Source organism: Streptococcus sp. VTCC 12886 (genome assembly GCF_049893425.1).
Lineage (GTDB): Bacteria > Bacillota > Bacilli > Lactobacillales > Streptococcaceae > Streptococcus > Streptococcus suis_AA.
This window is the reverse complement of the sequence record NZ_JBMVJB010000003.1, coordinates 77,840-94,296: the sequence shown is the minus strand read 5'-3', so window position 1 is coordinate 94,296 and position 16,457 is coordinate 77,840. Positions and strand designations below refer to the sequence as shown.

General features: G+C 40.7%; 15 protein-coding genes and 1 pseudogene. 12 read left to right on the top strand and 4 right to left on the bottom strand.

What is annotated here, in order from left to right:
- From trpA to rpsR, 7 genes and pseudogenes are all read left to right on the top strand, one after another.
- Positions 1-807: a tryptophan synthase subunit alpha gene (gene trpA / locus ACPC57_RS01730; RefSeq protein ID WP_434065925.1), complete on the top strand. Its 807-nt coding sequence runs from the start codon at positions 1-3 to the stop codon at positions 805-807.
- Positions 808-1,213: 406 nt separating this feature from the next.
- Entirely contained in the window at positions 1,214-2,062 is an 849-nt protein-coding gene (locus tag ACPC57_RS01725) for an HAD family hydrolase (protein ID WP_217374665.1), read from the top strand.
- 169 nt (positions 2,063-2,231) lie between these two features.
- Positions 2,232-3,458, top strand: a pseudogene (locus ACPC57_RS01720) (family 1 glycosylhydrolase); the annotation flags it as partial.
- A gap of 83 nt (positions 3,459-3,541) precedes the next feature.
- Positions 3,542-4,531, top strand: coding sequence for a lipoate--protein ligase (locus ACPC57_RS01715; RefSeq protein WP_277836864.1), 990 nt, complete (start codon positions 3,542-3,544; stop codon positions 4,529-4,531).
- A gap of 140 nt (positions 4,532-4,671) precedes the next feature.
- On the top strand, positions 4,672-4,962 hold the full coding sequence (gene rpsF, locus ACPC57_RS01710; protein WP_277836863.1) for a 30S ribosomal protein S6: 291 nt from the start codon (positions 4,672-4,674) through the stop codon (positions 4,960-4,962).
- Positions 4,963-4,973: 11 nt separating this feature from the next.
- Positions 4,974-5,468: a single-stranded DNA-binding protein gene (locus tag ACPC57_RS01705; protein WP_434065927.1), complete on the top strand. Its 495-nt coding sequence runs from the start codon at positions 4,974-4,976 to the stop codon at positions 5,466-5,468.
- 32 nt (positions 5,469-5,500) lie between these two features.
- Positions 5,501-5,740, top strand: coding sequence for a 30S ribosomal protein S18 (gene rpsR, locus ACPC57_RS01700; RefSeq protein WP_002939250.1), 240 nt, complete (start codon positions 5,501-5,503; stop codon positions 5,738-5,740).
- A gap of 456 nt (positions 5,741-6,196) precedes the next feature.
- Here rpsR and ACPC57_RS01695 read toward each other — a convergent pair whose 3' ends face one another.
- Both ACPC57_RS01695 and ACPC57_RS01690 read right to left on the bottom strand, forming a co-directional pair.
- Complete coding sequence (locus ACPC57_RS01695) at positions 6,197-6,853, bottom strand: DUF1129 domain-containing protein (protein WP_434065351.1); 657 nt, start codon at positions 6,851-6,853, stop codon at positions 6,197-6,199.
- A gap of 15 nt (positions 6,854-6,868) precedes the next feature.
- Entirely contained in the window at positions 6,869-7,813 is a 945-nt protein-coding gene (locus tag ACPC57_RS01690) for a magnesium transporter CorA family protein (protein WP_024391538.1), read from the bottom strand.
- Between the two features lie 644 nt (positions 7,814-8,457).
- On the opposite strand from ACPC57_RS01690, the gene uvrA reads away from it, so the two are divergent.
- From uvrA to nusB, 5 genes are all read left to right on the top strand, one after another.
- Positions 8,458-11,283 (top strand): excinuclease ABC subunit UvrA, encoded by a 2,826-nt coding sequence (uvrA, locus tag ACPC57_RS01685; RefSeq protein ID WP_277837986.1) that lies wholly within the window; start codon positions 8,458-8,460, stop codon positions 11,281-11,283.
- Between the two features lie 108 nt (positions 11,284-11,391).
- Positions 11,392-12,453, top strand: coding sequence for a M24 family metallopeptidase (locus ACPC57_RS01680; RefSeq protein ID WP_434066169.1), 1,062 nt, complete (start codon positions 11,392-11,394; stop codon positions 12,451-12,453).
- A gap of 62 nt (positions 12,454-12,515) precedes the next feature.
- Complete coding sequence (efp, locus tag ACPC57_RS01675) at positions 12,516-13,073, top strand: elongation factor P (protein ID WP_024391541.1); 558 nt, start codon at positions 12,516-12,518, stop codon at positions 13,071-13,073.
- A 27-nt stretch (positions 13,074-13,100) separates the two neighbouring features.
- On the top strand, positions 13,101-13,493 hold the full coding sequence (locus ACPC57_RS01670; protein ID WP_434065353.1) for an Asp23/Gls24 family envelope stress response protein: 393 nt from the start codon (positions 13,101-13,103) through the stop codon (positions 13,491-13,493).
- Complete coding sequence (gene nusB / locus ACPC57_RS01665) at positions 13,471-13,905, top strand: transcription antitermination factor NusB (RefSeq protein ID WP_434065354.1); 435 nt, start codon at positions 13,471-13,473, stop codon at positions 13,903-13,905. The genes ACPC57_RS01670 and nusB overlap by 23 nt, the downstream gene beginning before the upstream one ends.
- Before the next feature lie 71 nt (positions 13,906-13,976).
- Here nusB and ACPC57_RS01660 read toward each other — a convergent pair whose 3' ends face one another.
- Positions 13,977-14,942 carry a LacI family DNA-binding transcriptional regulator gene (locus tag ACPC57_RS01660; RefSeq protein WP_434065355.1) on the bottom strand — a complete coding sequence of 322 codons (966 nt, stop codon included), beginning with the start codon at positions 14,940-14,942 and terminating at the stop codon, positions 13,977-13,979.
- Entirely contained in the window at positions 14,923-16,377 is a 1,455-nt protein-coding gene (locus ACPC57_RS01655) for a sucrose-6-phosphate hydrolase (protein WP_289649228.1), read from the bottom strand. The genes ACPC57_RS01660 and ACPC57_RS01655 overlap by 20 nt, the downstream gene beginning before the upstream one ends.
- Positions 16,378-16,457 lie beyond the last annotated feature (80 nt).

Genomic DNA, 16,457 nt, shown 5'->3' with positions numbered 1-16,457 from the left:
ATGACCAAAACCTTACAAGTTCGTTTACAGGAAATAAAGAATGCTCAAAAAGGAATTTTTATTCCTTACATTATGGCTGGTGATCATAATCAGGGGTTGGATGGGTTATTCGAAACCATTCAATTCCTTGAACAATCGGGTGTTTCAGCAATCGAAATAGGTGTACCGTTTTCAGACCCTGTAGCTGATGGGCCTGTTATCGAAGCAGCTGGGCAACGAAGCCTAGCAAAGGGTGTGACCTTGACTGAAATTGTCCAAAAATTGAAAGAAGAGACTAGTCAAGTTCCATTGATTATTATGTCCTATTTTAATCCCGTATTCCAATATGGTTTAGAACGATTTATTGATGATTTAGAACATACGAGTGTCAAAGGCTTGATCATTCCAGATTTGCCTTATGAACAGGAATCAATAGTGACAGACTTTTTAAATGATAGGGATATTTGCCTTATTCGATTGGTAAGTTTGACAACAGGTTTGGAAAGACAAAGACAACTGGTCCAAGATGCTCAGGGCTTTGTTTATGCTGTGGCTATTAATGGGGTTACAGGTAAGTCTAACCAATACACTGATCAGTTAGATCATCATTTGCACCAATTAACGGAACTGTCACCTGTACCAGTTCTAACAGGTTTTGGTGTCTCTAGTCAAGAAGATATTCTCCGTTTCAATCGGGTATCAGACGGTGTTATTGTTGGATCAAAAATAGTGGCGGGCTTATTTAACGGACAGCAAAATGATGTTCAAAAGTTAGTAACATTTGGATGTGGAGTTGATAAAACTCATAGTAATTACAAATTTTATTAGTGATATATTTTTCAAATCTGTATTCATTTGCACATTGCTTATAAAGGTGCTGTGCAGTGCATACGAGTTATAATACTTTTTGAACATCAAATATTTCCGTAGTCAAGAGCCTGGATGAGTGGTCCTGGTCTTGAGCCTAGCCTAAGCCTGTTACACTGAAATGAGAAAGTTCAGAGTTCTATCGTCGGCTTAATGACGCGAACTCAGTTCGCAATATTTCCAGCCTCTAACTATCTCCCAGATAGTTGAAGCTAGGCGAAAGTTGATTTTCATTGAGTCTAAGTTAGTTAATCTCCCACATCAGCAACCTTTTTCATACAATAGTATCAATTTTTCGCATTTTTTTGTCTGCTTTTGAGCTTAGAACGAATTATAATAATAGTAATAAGATACAAGGAGAAAACAGATGCGCAAGATTATTTTTTTAGATGTGGATGGGACCTTAGTAGACTACCATAATCGGATTCCTGAATCGGCGATTCGGGCTATTCGAAAAGCTCGTGAAAATGGGCACTTGGTCTATGTCTGTACTGGTCGCAGTCGAGCAGAAATGCAGCCAGAATTGTGGGGAATTGGGCTCGATGGAATGATTGGTGGAAATGGATCCTATGTAGAGCATCAAGGAAAAGTCGTCATGCACCAACTCATTTCTAAGGAAGATGCCAAAGCTGTTGTAGATTGGCTCCATGAACGAGGGCTAGAGTTTTACTTGGAAAGCAACAATGGTCTTTTTGCAAGTGAAAACTTCCGCGAACGAGCTCGCGAAACCATGAAAATTTATGCTATGAATAAGGGGAAAACAGCCGAAGAAGTTGCTCACCAAGAAGCTGAAGATGTCATGCATGGAATGGTTTTTGATGGAGAATTGTATCGAGATGATTTGAATAAAATCAGTTTTGTGCTAGATTCCTATCAGGATCATTTGGACTCCAAAGCTACGTTTCCACAGTTAGTAGCTAATACCTGGGGTGGTCGCGGAGAGACAGCCCTGTTTGGTGATTTAGGTGTGAAAGACATTGACAAGGCACATGCGATCGAAGTACTATTGGAACATTTAGGTGCTAAAAAAGAGGACACCATCGCATTTGGAGATGCCAAAATTGATATTCCAATGCTAGAGTATTGTGCAGTTGGGGTCGCTATGGGAAATGGCGGAGCGGAAATCTTGGCTATGGCTGATATGGTGACAGACGATGTAGAACATGATGGTCTTTATCATGCTTTCGAAAAATTGGGGCTACTATCAATCCAATAGCACTTGAAAAAGCGTTTTCAATCTGATATGATAATGATAAGGATTGTCACTGATTAGCAGGCAAAACCTAAGTGGATAGTAAATGGTCTGGGAACAGTCTTATTTGCTATCTACTTAGGTTCTTTTTATCCATTCAGATTGTGAGGCGGTAAGGCAGATGCAAATTGAAAAAGTGTACAACAATAATGTCATTCAAGCAACAGACCAACAGGGTCGTGAGTTGATTGTCATGGGGAAAGGGTTGGGTTTTCAGAAAAAAGCTGGTGAAGAATTAGACACCAGCAAAATTGAAAAAACCTTTGTATTACAAAATGACTACCAACAATCGGATTTGTCAAGCCTGTATTTACAAATGGAAAGTACTGAGGTGGAAGTAGTAAATGCTATTATCAATAAGGCAGAGGGAGTTTTAGGAGTCCAATTCGACCTGTCTTTGTACTTGGCATTGGCGGATCATTTGCATTTTGTATTTGAACGAAGCCATGAAGGTGTATCAATTGAAAATCCTTTATCTTGGGAAGTTCGTAAATTCTATCCGAATGAATACCAATTTGAAGAAGGTGAAAATGTGGAGCAGGTCAAATACCAGGCTGCCCACCACGAGCTTGTAGCATCTGCCATTGCTACTAAATTAGCCCATGAAATTGACCCAGAAAACAAGGTTGGCTGTATGTTGGCCGCAGGTCAATATTACCCACATACTTGTCATCCTCGTGATGTTTGGGAAGGTCTGCAAGAAGACCGTGAAAATTATTTCTTCATCGATGTTCAGGCACGTGGCTATTATCCAAACTATGCCAAGAAGAAGTGGGAGCGTGCAGGTATTGAGATTGAAATGACCGACGAAGACCTAGCACTCCTGAAAGAGCATACGGTGGACTTTATTTCCTTCTCATACTACTCTAGCCGTGTCGCATCTGGCGATCCTGCAGTCAAGGAAAAGACAGCAGGTAATATCTTTGCTTCTATTAAAAACCCTTACCTAGACGCATCGGAATGGGGCTGGCAGATTGACCCGCTCGGTTTCCGTATTACCCTCAATTCTATCTGGGATCGCTATCAAAAACCACTCTTTGTGGTTGAAAATGGTCTGGGAGCAGTTGACACACCAGATGAAAATGGCTATGTAGAAGATGATTACCGTATCGACTACCTCCGTCAACACGTTCTGGCAATGAGAGATGCTATTGTAGAAGACGGCGTTGAGCTCTTGGGATACACTACTTGGGGCTTTATTGACCTAGTTTCTGCTGGAACTGGCGAAATGAAAAAACGCTACGGTTTCATTTATGTTGACCGTGACGATGAGGGAAATGGTACACTCAAACGCTCTAAGAAAAAATCATTTGATTGGTATAAAAAAGTCATCGCTACAAATGGAGCTGACGTGGAATAATGTTTGAAAGACAGGTCTTCGGACTTGTCTTTTGTTATCGTTTCCACTATAATAAAAATTAGTTAACAATAAAGGAGTTTTGCATGAAATACATCGTAAACAACAGCAATGACCCAGCCTACAACATTGCCCTAGAAGCCTATGCATTCAAAGAATTAACTGATATTGATGAAATTTTTATTCTTTGGATTAATGAACCAGCTATCATCATTGGAAAGCATCAAAATGCTATCCAAGAAATTAACAAGGAATATACAGATGCTCATGGTATCCATGTCGTTCGCCGTTTGTCTGGTGGTGGAGCGGTTTACCATGATTTAAACAATCTCAACTACACCATTATTTCAAATAAATCTGAAGAAGGAGCATTTGACTTTAAAACTTTCTCTAAGCCCGTTATCGATACTCTTGCAACACTCGGCGTAGAGGCTAACTTTACTGGTCGTAATGACCTTGAAATTGACGGCAAGAAAATTTGTGGTAATGCCCAAGCATATGCAAAAGGCCGTATGATGCACCACGGTTGCTTGCTCTTTGATGTTGATATGTCTGTCCTAGCAAGTGCTCTTAAAGTCAGCAAAGACAAAATCGAGTCCAAAGGTGTTAAATCCGTTCGTGCCCGCGTAACCAACATTAACAGTGAGTTACCAGAAAAAATGACTGTTCTGGAATTTAAAGATGCCATTCTCAATCAAATGAAGCAAGAATATCCAGAAATGGATGAATATGTGTTGACTGAGGATGATTTGGCTCGAATCCAAGAAATCCGTGATACGCAGTTTGCAACATGGGATTGGACTTATGGTCAAACACCAGAATACACAGTTGAGCGCAACGTCCGTTACCCAGCTGGTAAAATTACAACCTACATTAAGACTGAAAAATCCATCATTGAATCTATTAAGATTTACGGGGATTTCTTCGGTATTGGTGATGTCTCTGATGTTGAGGAGTTACTTGTTGGTACACGTTATGAATATGCGGATGTACTTGCTAAACTTCAAGAGATTGATACTACTCATTATTTCTCGCGTATGACAACAGAAGAAGTCGCAAAAGCGATTGTTGTATAGATTATTGAGTGTGAAATTGTTTTCAGTAAAGTATTTTTCTTGCACATTTTCTATATTATGGTATAATTATTTTCTGTGAGTATCCCTCACTTACTCGTGGCTAGACCATGAGTCATTAGACCAAAAGGAGGAACATATCAATGGCTAAATACGAAATTCTTTATATTATTCGTCCAAACATTGAAGAAGAAGCTAAAAACGCTTTGGTAGCACGCTTTGACTCTATCTTGACTGACAACGGTGCAACTATCGTTGAATCAAAAGTATGGGAAAAACGTCGCCTTGCATACGAAATCAAAGATTTCCGCGAAGGTTTGTACCACATCGTTAACGTTGAAGCAAACAACGATGTAGCTCTTAAAGAGTTTGACCGTTTGTCAAAAATCAACGGCGATATTCTTCGTCACATGATTATCAAACTTGACGCGTAAGAAGGTATTGTATGATTAATAATGTAGTATTGGTTGGTCGCATGACCCGTGATGCAGAACTTCGTTATACTCCGTCTAACCAGGCTGTTGCGACTTTTACCTTGGCGGTTAACCGCAATTTTAAAAATCAAAATGGTGAACGGGAAGCGGACTTTATTAACGTAGTCATTTGGCGCCAACAAGCTGAAAATTTGGCGAATTGGGCTAAAAAAGGTGCGCTGATTGGTGTTACAGGTCGTATTCAGACTCGTAGCTATGATAACCAACAGGGACAACGTGTCTACGTTACAGAGGTAGTTGCAGAAAGTTTCCAACTTTTGGAAAGCCGTACTGCCCGTGATGGCCAAGGGGGCGGTTATTCAGCTGGTAATTCCTTTACTGGTGGCAATGATTACAACTCGCCTTATCAAGCGCCTGCGCAATCTACACCGAACTTCGCTCGAGAAGAAAGTCCATTCGGAGCAAGTAATCCAATGGATATATCAGACGATGACCTTCCATTCTAGGTCAGAAACTAATAATATAAAGGAGAACACACATGGCTCAACAACGTCGTGGCGGTTTCAAACGCCGTAAAAAAGTTGACTATATCGCAGCTAACAAAATTGAATATGTTGATTACAAAGATACTGAGCTTCTTAGCCGTTTCATTTCTGAACGTGGAAAAATCCTTCCACGCCGTGTAACTGGAACTTCAGCTAAAAACCAACGTAAAGTAACAACAGCTATCAAACGTGCTCGCGTTATGGCTCTTTTGCCATTCGTAAACGAAGATTAGTAAAAAAACAGTCCTTGAATGGACTGTTTTTTCATGAGCTCGGAAATTAGAAGGCGAATCAAGACCCTGACGGGTCTTTTTAGCTTGCGCCATAGAAATGTGAAAAGCGCAATGACAGAATGGACTGTTTTTTCACGAGCATGAAAATGAGAAAGCGAATTGAGACTGGGCTCAAGCACAGCACCGATTCTCAAAGTTTGTGTCAACATCTCAGCACAGTAGTTGATTGCTCATGCTCTTCGAAGATCAAAATCAGACGTTGTTGACTTGGTTTGGGGAACTTCAGTTCTATCTGCATCAGAGCGATACGAACTAGGTTCGCGTATTTCCAACCTCCAAAGGTTCCCCGAACCTTTGGAGCAAGTCTGATTTTGATTTTCATTGAGTATCAGATTATTTGATAGCTGGACTGTATAGATAAACAAAAGCGACTGGGAAATCAAATCGCTTTGTTTTTTATTGAACAGGTGTCATAGCACTTCGGATATTGTATTTCTTTTTCAAAAGATAACGAATACCGAATGCTGCTGCTCCGATAAGGATAGTAACAATAGGGTGTAAAACAGGATTGAGTGATGATGGAATCAATGCAGCTAGAAGGAAGACGACTGACCAAGCCAAGGTAGCGAGTCCAAGGAAAGCGATGGCCTTCAATAATTTAGGGCGTTGACCAGTTTTGATTTGCTCTCTATAAACGAAGTGGTACATAAAGTACATACCAGCGCCGACTCCAAAACCAATAACTAATAAAGTAACTAGACCGTATTGAGCACCTTGACCGAAGAGGTTCATCAATCCATTGACGCCAGCGATAATTGCTAACATAAGCAAACTAGAGTCGACCCACATGAGCCATGGATTTTCATTGTATTTTACTTGGTCGTTCTTCTCTTTAGCAGAAGTAGATTTACTAGCTGCCCATTCACTAGGTGCTCCATACAAGTTACGTGCAGTAATACCATTTTTTTGATTCTCGATGATAGTCGGTAGAATCTCTTCTAATATCTCTTTAATCTCGCTATCCGATTTTCCATCTTTAATCAGTTGGTTAGTAGCAATATGTATAAATTCTTGATTTTTCTTCGTCAATCCGTTGATTTCTGTAAATGACATATTCATCTCCTTAAGTTAAAACCATCTCTTACGAATGAAGTAGAAGGTAAGTGATAAGCTAATAGCAAAGGCAAATAGGATAATCCACCAAAATGCATATGGAATATCATTAAATGGGATAATATTATCCTTGAAGTTCATACCGTAGGCAGAAAATACCATGGTTGGAATAGACATAACAATGGTCATGAGAGCCAATGTCTTCATGATTGTATTCTGGTTATTGGAAATAACGGAAGCAAAGGCATGTGTCATCGAATTCAAGATGGAACCATAGATATCTGCCATCTCAATAGCCTGTTGCGTTTCGACTAGTGTATCTTCCAACAAATCTTCATCTTCTTCATATTTCCGAAGTAAGCGTGTAGAACTTGCCAGTTTTTTAACCAATCGTTCATTGGTTTTTAGGGAAGCTTTGAAGTAGACGATTGTTTTTTCCAATTCCATCAGTACGATTAGTTCTTCATTTCGCGTAGCTTCATGCAGTTGTTTTTCAATTTCTTCGCTCTTTCTGTCAATTGTACGTAGGGCAGAAAGATATAGCTGGGCATTGCGATAAAGAATTTGGAAAACAAAACGAGATTTCATAAAGGTAAAGAAATTTCGTATGCGACGATGAATAAATTGTTCAAATAATGGTAGTTCTTCTAAACAAGTGGTGATAATTGCTTCATCTGTTAAGATGATTCCGAGAGGAATAGTGATATAGTAGGTTTTATTATTCCGTTCTTCCAAAATGGGAACGTCTACGATAATTAATGTATAATCATCTTCAACTGTAATACGAGAAGATTCTTCCGCATCTAGTGGAGCCCGTAAATCGGCGATGTCAATCTTGTAGTGCTCAGCTACTTCCATAGATTCGCTCTGGGAGGGGTTAACCAAATTAATCCAAGCCCCTGGTTCAAAGGTTTGGATTTCTTCTAAATCAGTCATTGTTGATAGAAAAATCTGTTTCATATCTTTGCCCTCCTTTTGATTTGATTCGTTAACGCAACCTCTATTATACCAAAAAAGTACCATAACGGAAAGGTTTTCTGAATAAATGTGATATAATATGAAGACGTTTAATAAGTAAGTTATACGGATTTTTAAGGGGTTGAATGATTGAAAAATATAGTCGAAACCTTTTTCTCTTTCAACAAATGAAAGTTCTTGAAGAAAGGAAATGAACACGGGCTAATAATGTTGGTGTAATGAGGAAAACTGCGTTTTCCCTATTTCCCTATTGCAACAGTCTCCCAGACTGTTACAACGCCCTTTGTATCTTAGAAAGAATTTGAATGCGTGCTAAAAGCGTCGAGAAAAAGACAAAATGTTTTGTCATGAAGTGACATCACATTTTCCTATTTTCTTCTCGCTTTCTTAACACACTTATATCTAGAAAGGAATTGAACACGCCCTAAACGCTGTGTGAAAAATTGCTGGTTTCTTCATGTTTAAGCGTGTGGAACTGGCTTCTGCGTCATAGACATCTGTGCTTTCTTCGGTTTTCGACCTGTGAAAGCACTAGTTGTCTTGACGGGGGTGCGTCTTCGAAATCACAGATTTCGGACTTACCGCCTATTTTCACCGTGCGTTTTACGGGCTCTGTATCTTAAATTATGCAAGAAAATATTGTGATTCATGGGGCGCGTGCCCATAATTTAAAAAACATTGATGTGACCATTCCGCGTGAGAAATTGGTGGTGGTAACTGGTTTATCTGGCTCTGGTAAGTCAAGTTTGGCTTTTGATACTTTGTATGCTGAAGGTCAACGTCGTTATGTTGAGTCCTTGTCTGCCTATGCTCGTCAGTTCTTGGGCAATATGGATAAGCCAGATGTCGATTCTATTGAAGGTCTTAGCCCTGCTATTTCCATAGACCAAAAAACAACCTCGCGTAACCCACGCTCGACAGTGGGGACGGCTACGGAAATCAATGATTATCTCCGTTTGCTTTATGCGCGTGTTGGGGTGCCTTACTGTATCAATGGTCATGGTGCAATTGCGGCATCTTCAGTGGAACAAATTGTTGATGAGGTTTTGGAATTGCCTGAACGCCAGCGGTTACAAATCTTGGCGCCGATTGTACGTAAGAAAAAAGGGCAACATAAGACAATTTTTGAAAAAATTCAGAAGGATGGCTATGTTCGGGTCCGTGTCAATGGAGATGTCTATGATGTGTCGGAAGTTCCTGAGTTGTCAAAGAGTAAGGCACATAATATTGAGGTTGTAGTCGATCGGATTGTCATCAAAGAGGGCATTCGTTCTCGCTTGTTTGATTCGGTTGAGGCAGCGCTTCGAATTGCGGACGGCTATGTTATCATCGATACCATGGACGGCAAGGAAATGCTATTCTCCGAATACTATGCCTGTCCAGTTTGTGGTTTTACGGTGCCAGAGTTAGAACCACGTCTTTTCTCCTTCAATGCGCCTTTTGGGTCTTGTAGTGATTGTGATGGACTTGGCATAAAGCTCGAAGTGGATACAGATTTGATAGTCCCAGATGCCAGCAAGACCTTGCGTGAAGGTGCTTTAGCCCCTTGGAATCCAATTTCATCGAATTATTATCCTCAAATGTTGGAACAGGCCATGAATCACTTTGGGATAGATATGGATACGCCATTCGAGCAGCTAACTGAGGTTGAAAAAAATCTGATTTTCAACGGCTCTGATGGGAAGGAATTCCATTTCCACTATGAAAATGAATTTGGTGGGGTGCGGGATATTGATATTCCATTTGAAGGCTTGATTACTAATATAAACCGCCGCTACCGTGAAACCAATAGTGATTATACACGGACAGTCATGAAGACTTACATGAATGAATTGACCTGTGGGACCTGCCACGGCTATCGCCTCAATGACCAAGCCCTTTCTGTTAAAGTCGGTGGCGAGCAGGGACTTCATATCGGGCAGTTGTCTGACTTGTCCGTAGCGGATCATTTGCAAGTCATTGAAAATCTGACCTTGTCTGAAAATGAAGCGACGATTGCTACTCCTATTGTCAAGGAAATCAAGGATCGCCTGACCTTCCTCAACAACGTTGGTCTTAACTACCTGACGCTGTCCCGAGCAGCTGGAACTCTATCAGGTGGTGAGAGTCAGCGTATTCGTTTGGCGACTCAGATTGGCTCAAACCTGTCTGGTGTCCTTTACATCTTGGATGAGCCGTCAATTGGTCTGCACCAGCGGGACAATGACCGTCTGATTGCTAGTCTTAAGAAAATGCGTGATTTGGGCAATACATTGATTGTGGTGGAGCATGATGAGGACACTATGCGTGAGGCAGATTGGTTAATCGATATTGGACCTGGTGCTGGTGTGTTTGGTGGAGAAGTTGTTGCTTCCGGGACTCCGGATCAAGTTGCTAAAAATAAAAAGTCTATTACAGGCCAGTACCTTTCTGGGAAGCGCCAAATTCCAGTTCCTTTAGAGCGTCGTGTTGGAAATGGTCGTTTCTTAGAGGTGATAGGTGCCAAGGAAAACAACTTGCAAGATGTAACGGTCCGTTTCCCACTTGGAAAATTTGTGGCGGTGACAGGAGTGTCTGGCTCTGGTAAGTCAACTCTGGTCAATTCCATTTTGAAAAAAGCTATTGCACAGAAACTCAATCGCAATTCAGACAAGCCAGGCAAGTTCAAGTCCATTTCTGGAATTGAACATTTGGATCGCCTGATTGACATTGACCAAAGCCCGATTGGACGAACACCGCGTTCCAACCCTGCTACCTACACAGGTGTTTTTGACGATATTCGTGATCTCTTTGCCCAGACCAATGAAGCCAAAATCCGTGGCTACAAGAAGGGACGTTTCTCCTTTAACGTCAAAGGGGGGCGTTGCGAAGCCTGCTCGGGCGACGGAATCATCAAGATCGAAATGCACTTCCTTCCAGACGTATTTGTCCCATGTGAGGTCTGCCATGGTCAACGCTATAATTCTGAAACCTTGGAAGTACACTACAAGGAGAAAAATATTGCTCAGGTCCTTGATATGACGGTCAATGATGCGGTGGAATTCTTTAAACATATTCCAAAAATTGAACGGAAGCTCCGCACCATTCAAGATGTGGGATTGGGTTATGTTACTCTTGGACAGCCTGCGACAACCCTGTCAGGTGGTGAAGCCCAACGGATGAAATTGGCATCTGAGCTTCACAAGCGATCAACTGGTAAATCTCTCTATATTCTGGATGAGCCAACGACTGGCCTACATACCGAGGATATTGCTCAATTGTTAAAGGTTTTAGCTCGTTTTGTTGATGACGGTAATACTGTTCTGGTCATTGAGCACAATCTGGATGTGATCAAAACAGCAGACCACATTATCGACATGGGGCCAGAAGGTGGTGTCGGTGGCGGTACTGTTGTTGCGACAGGAACACCAGAAGAAGTTGCTCAAAATCCAGCCAGCTTTACAGGCCAATACCTGAAAATGAAGTTGAAATAAGCAAGTTTATAAAGTCGCTCTAGCGGCTTTTTGCTTGTCCTCCTAAGAATTTATTGGTATTTATCTTCATTTCTGCTATAATAGTTACAAAATCTTCGGAGGTGTAGAATGCAAAAAAGACTTGGGAAATTTGAAGCAAAATTAGCTCAATCAGAGGTTGACGGAATCTTAGTGACAGGGCAAAATAATATTTATTATTTAACTGGTTTTTGGGGGACAGAGGCGACTGTCTTCATCAGTGGCAAGCGTCGCTTGTTTGTGACTGATTCGCGTTATACCTTGATAGCCAAGGCATCAGTAAAAGGTTTTGACATAATTGAAAGTCGTCAGGCCTTGGAAGAAATTGCTAAAATCATCAAAGAAGATGGTCTTACCAAGATTGGCTTTGACAGTCAGGTGACCTATAGTTTTTACCAAGGATTGTCTGCCCTCTTTGCGGATTACCAATTGGTTGCCATGTCTAATTTTATCGAGGATTTGCGCATGATTAAGGATGAGACGGAGATTGCGACCATTCGCCGTGCATGTCAAATTTCGGATCAGGCTTTTATTGATGTTCTTGACTTTATCAAACCAGGTCAGACGACTGAGATGGACGTCAATCATTTCCTTGACCACCGCATGCGTCAACTCGGTGCAGAAGGGGCATCATTTGAGTTCATCGTGGCATCTGGCTACCGCTCTGCTATGCCTCATGGAAGAGCGTCTGAAAAGGTTATCCAAACTGGTGAGACCTTGACGCTGGATTTTGGTTGCTATTACCAGCATTATGTCAGCGACATGACACGGACCATCCATATCGGTCATGTGACAGATCAAGAACGTGAGATTTACGATGTGGTCTTGCGCGCCAATAAGGCTTTAATTGAGCAGGCCAAAGAAGGCGTTACCTACCGCGAGTTTGACGCTATTCCTCGTGAGATTATCAATGCGGCGGGTTACGGAGCCAACTTTACACATGGCATCGGTCACGGTATCGGTTTGGATATTCATGAATATCCGTATTTTGGAAAATCTGACGAGACTATCAAGGCAGGTATGGTCTTGACGGATGAGCCTGGAATCTATTTGGATGACAAATATGGTGTTCGGATCGAAGATGACTTATTAATCACTGAAACAGGGTGTGAAGTTTTGACGCTAGCTCCAAAAGAATTGATTGTCATTTGAGAAATTTGCTGATTTGTGGTAAAATAAAACGAATAAATTATTTTTAAGAGGTAAACATTCAAATGATTGAAGCAAGTAAACTTAGAGCAGGTATGACCTTTGAAGCCGAAGGTAAGTTGATTAAGGTCTTGGAAGCAAGTCATCACAAGCCTGGTAAAGGCAACACCATCATGCGTATGAAATTGCGCGATGTGCGTACAGGATCTACTTTCGATACAACTTATCGTCCCGATGAAAAATTTGAACAAGCTATTATCGAGACTGTTCCAGCTCAATATCTTTACCAAATGGATGACACTGCTTATTTCATGAACACTGAAACGTATGATCAATATGAAATTCCAGTAGCTACAATCCAAGAAGAATTACTATACATTTTAGAAAACTCAGATGTAAAAATTCAATTCTATGGAACAGAAGTGATTGGTGTCACTGTCCCAACAACTGTTGAATTGGTTGTTGCTGAAACACAACCATCTATCAAAGGTGCAACAGTGACAGGTTCTGGTAAGCCAGCGACTATGGAGACTGGTCTTGTTGTTAACGTACCAGATTTTATTGAAGCAGGTCAAAAACTTGTTATTAATACAGCAGAGGGAACTTACGTTTCACGCGCTTAAGCGTTTCCTCTTAGGAAAGGAGAGCCTATGACAGTAGAATATCAGGGCGAAATTGTTATTGCGCCACGCGTTCTTGAAGTAATTACAGGCATTGCTGCCGCTAAAGTGGATGGGGTACATTCCCTCCAGAACAAAAGAGTAGCGGATAGCTGGTCGAAAACATCTCTAAATAAAGGAATTTACCTTGAGACGGATGAAGAAGGTCGAGTAACTGCAGATATTTATGTTTATTTAGAGTATGGTGTCAATGTACCTGCCGTATCTATGGATATTCAACGTGCTGTTAAAACAGCAGTTCTTAATTATGCAGATGTACAAGTTGATGCTGTCAATATCCATGTCAGTGGCATTGTTCCTGATAAGACACCAAAACCAGCATTGAAAGATTTATTCGGAGATGATTTCCTTGATGAAGAATAATAGACATGCCTTGCGGAAATGTGCGTTGCAGGCAATCGTATCGCTTGAATTTGGACAAGAACCCGTTCAAGCTGCTCAGTTTTCTTACCTTTATGATAAAGAAGATGAGCAAGAAGGAATTGAAATTCCACTTTTCCTTCTTAATCTTGTCAATGGTGTAGCGGATCATCGTGAGGAGTTGGATAAAGAATTATCCACTAGACTAAAATCAGGCTGGACCTTGGATCGTTTGACTTTAATTGATAAGAATATCATGCGATTAGGATTATTTGAAATTTTATATTTTGAAGAAACGCCAGATCGTGTTGCAGTCAATGAAGCAGTTGAACTAGCCAAAGAATTTTCAGATGAAGCATCTGCTAAATTTGTCAACGGTGTACTAAGCCAGTTTATAAAAGAAGAAGCTAAATAAGGTTTCTTCTTTTATTGTAGAATGAAAAGTGAAAAAGACTGTACTTGATGTCAACTCAAGTACAGTCTTTTTTATACACTCGCGCCAGCTAAAAGGGTTATTGGTAAAATATAGTCTGTTTTTGGGAGTTTTTTCCCCTCAATCTTATCAATCAGTAAATCGACTAACAACCGTGCGATCTCGACCAATGGCTGTTTGATGGTTGTTAATTGAGGATAATAACTCTCAATAAAGCTCGTACCGTCATAACCAATTAATTTGATATCCTCTGGTATGGATAATTTTAAAGAACGAGCCACATTCCAAACCAGCATAGCTGTCGCATCGCCGGAAACAAAAATGCCATCTGGTTTGTATTTTTCAAGTAATGAGCGAATCTCCATTTCTTTTCTTACTGGGGATAAGTCGCTTGCGATTTTAAAAACTTTAGCTTCATCTAAAATAGAAGTGAAGCCTACTTGTCGTAGTCCAGTTGGAGAATTAGAGTCGTCATTTCCCGTAATCATTAATGGATTATGGCATCCCGCTTTTTGTAAGGTTTGGGCAGCTAATATCCCGCCAGCAAAATTATCGGAGGAGACAATGGGAATGGAAGGAGAGAGGTTGCGGTCAAAAGCAATAATTGGTGCGACGACACGATCGTAGTCTTGAATTCCCAAATTGTGACTGCCTGAAATAATACCATCAACCTGGTTTGCTTCTAGCATTTCTAGATATTCACGTTCCTTATCGGATTCATGTTGGCTATTACAAATAATGGTTTTATAACCTCGATCAAAAAGTTCTTTTTCCAGATGTCCTATTAGCTCAGAATAGAAAATATTGTTGATGGTTGGAAAGATGAGACCAACTAATTTTGCGGATTTACCTTGTAAGCTACGTGCCAGGTTGTTCGGTTTGTAACCTAGTTCACGCATGGCTTCCTCGACATTGCGAATGGTTTTTTCAGATAGGTATCCTTTTTTATTGATAACGCGTGAGACAGTGGTGGGGCTAACCCCAGCTAACCGTGCTACATCAGTTAGTTTTGCGACCATAATCTAAGTGATAGTAGGTTCCAGTCGGTGCCCCTGTTCGGATGACAATTCCGTTTTGATCGGCATCTGGGAAGACGCGACCAGAAAATACTTTTTCTCCTTTATTAATAAAAATTTCAAAGACTGATTTATCAATGAAGATATTTGCAGTTATTGCTCCAGGCTCAATTTCACATGAACGAGTTGTCCCAAAGTCCAAAGCAAATGGCTGACCGCAGTTGCCACGGTCTAATGTAATCTGGCCCTGTTCAGTGTCTACAGACAAGACCAAGCCTTTTTCTTCTTCATTTGCGAACAATACGATTTCGTGCTTCGTGCCCGCTGAAAAATCAAGTTCCAATTCGTAAACATTATTGGTTTCTTTTTGGGCTGAAAACGGCTGAGCTTCTTTACGAAGACTGGTAATAGCATCGACTGGATATTGGTAGAGCTTACCATCCTTGATAGTTAATTCTTTAACCAATGACAGACAGCCTTGGTAGTCATAATCATCTGTTGGGTATTCCACATCAGGAAGACCCAACCAGCTTACAGAGAGTGTGCGACCGTCCGGTGCATTAAAGACCTGGGTTGCGTAGCACTCAAAACCATAGTCCAAATTGGTCAATTCACCTGGTTCTACAATAGTAGCTGTTTCAGGATCGAAACTCTGACCAATCTTGTACATATTTGGATAGATATTGCCGTAGTCCAACACCTTTTTGTCCAAGCCTTGAGGACAGTAAAGTAGGATGGGTTGCTCACCAACAAAAGCAATATTCGGACATTCCATCATATAAGCCGTCATATCATTGGAAAAATCTAGGTCACCAACATAGGACCAGTTGAGGTAGTCGTTTTTTTCAGCTTTATAAAGTTTGACAATTCCTTTTTTATCCAGATTTTGTCCACCGACGATAGCGTAATATTGCCCTTTATAGTTGAAAATTTGTGGATCGCGGAAATGGTCGGTGGTATCTTCTGGTTGCTCAATCAAGACTTTATCAATCTTTTCAATTTTACCGTCCTTGTCCATCAAGGCACCGATTTGATATGGATGGCGAACCCAATTTTTATCGCGGACATTTCCAGTATAGAAGAGGAAGAGCTTGTCGCCAAATTCCATGGCAGAGCCAGAGTAGGCACCGTGACTGTCTAAAGGAGTATCTGGATAAAGAACAGTACCTGTTTCTTCAAAATGAACCAGATCGGTTGATTCAGCATGTACCCATGATTTTAGGCCGTGGGCTGCACCAAAAGGAAAGTATTGATAAAACAAAGTCCATTTTCCATTGAAATAAGAGAACCCATTGGGATCGTTCAAGAGTCCATGCGGTGTTTCGATATGGAAGTTGGTCCTCCAAGGTGAACTTTCAGTATTCTTTTTAATTTTTTCAATGTATTCGGGTGTCCAGTCAGCGTAAGCTCTGTAACGTTCCTCAGTTGTGAATGCCATAATTTTCTCCAAAATTCTATTTTTTCAATTAATATAGTAAACGTTTTCTTGTAAAAAATCAAGTTTTAACAGTGGTTTTA

Excerpts from the sequence above, each read along its gene's own strand:
- trpA (WP_434065925.1), top strand. The coding sequence starts at position 1 with ATGACCAAAACCTTACAAGTTCGTTTACAGGAAATAAAGAATGCTCAA.
- ACPC57_RS01725 (WP_217374665.1), top strand. The coding sequence starts at position 1,214 with ATGCGCAAGATTATTTTTTTAGATGTGGATGGGACCTTAGTAGACTAC.
- ACPC57_RS01715 (WP_277836864.1), top strand. The coding sequence starts at position 3,542 with ATGAAATACATCGTAAACAACAGCAATGACCCAGCCTACAACATTGCC.
- rpsF (WP_277836863.1), top strand. The coding sequence starts at position 4,672 with ATGGCTAAATACGAAATTCTTTATATTATTCGTCCAAACATTGAAGAA.
- ACPC57_RS01705 (WP_434065927.1), top strand. The coding sequence starts at position 4,974 with ATGATTAATAATGTAGTATTGGTTGGTCGCATGACCCGTGATGCAGAA.
- rpsR (WP_002939250.1), top strand. The coding sequence starts at position 5,501 with ATGGCTCAACAACGTCGTGGCGGTTTCAAACGCCGTAAAAAAGTTGAC.
- ACPC57_RS01695 (WP_434065351.1), bottom strand. The coding sequence starts at position 6,853 with ATGTCATTTACAGAAATCAACGGATTGACGAAGAAAAATCAAGAATTT.
- ACPC57_RS01690 (WP_024391538.1), bottom strand. The coding sequence starts at position 7,813 with ATGAAACAGATTTTTCTATCAACAATGACTGATTTAGAAGAAATCCAA.
- uvrA (WP_277837986.1), top strand. The coding sequence starts at position 8,458 with ATGCAAGAAAATATTGTGATTCATGGGGCGCGTGCCCATAATTTAAAA.
- ACPC57_RS01680 (WP_434066169.1), top strand. The coding sequence starts at position 11,392 with ATGCAAAAAAGACTTGGGAAATTTGAAGCAAAATTAGCTCAATCAGAG.
- efp (WP_024391541.1), top strand. The coding sequence starts at position 12,516 with ATGATTGAAGCAAGTAAACTTAGAGCAGGTATGACCTTTGAAGCCGAA.
- ACPC57_RS01670 (WP_434065353.1), top strand. The coding sequence starts at position 13,101 with ATGACAGTAGAATATCAGGGCGAAATTGTTATTGCGCCACGCGTTCTT.
- nusB (WP_434065354.1), top strand. The coding sequence starts at position 13,471 with ATGATTTCCTTGATGAAGAATAATAGACATGCCTTGCGGAAATGTGCG.
- ACPC57_RS01660 (WP_434065355.1), bottom strand. The coding sequence starts at position 14,942 with ATGGTCGCAAAACTAACTGATGTAGCACGGTTAGCTGGGGTTAGCCCC.
- ACPC57_RS01655 (WP_289649228.1), bottom strand. The coding sequence starts at position 16,377 with ATGGCATTCACAACTGAGGAACGTTACAGAGCTTACGCTGACTGGACA.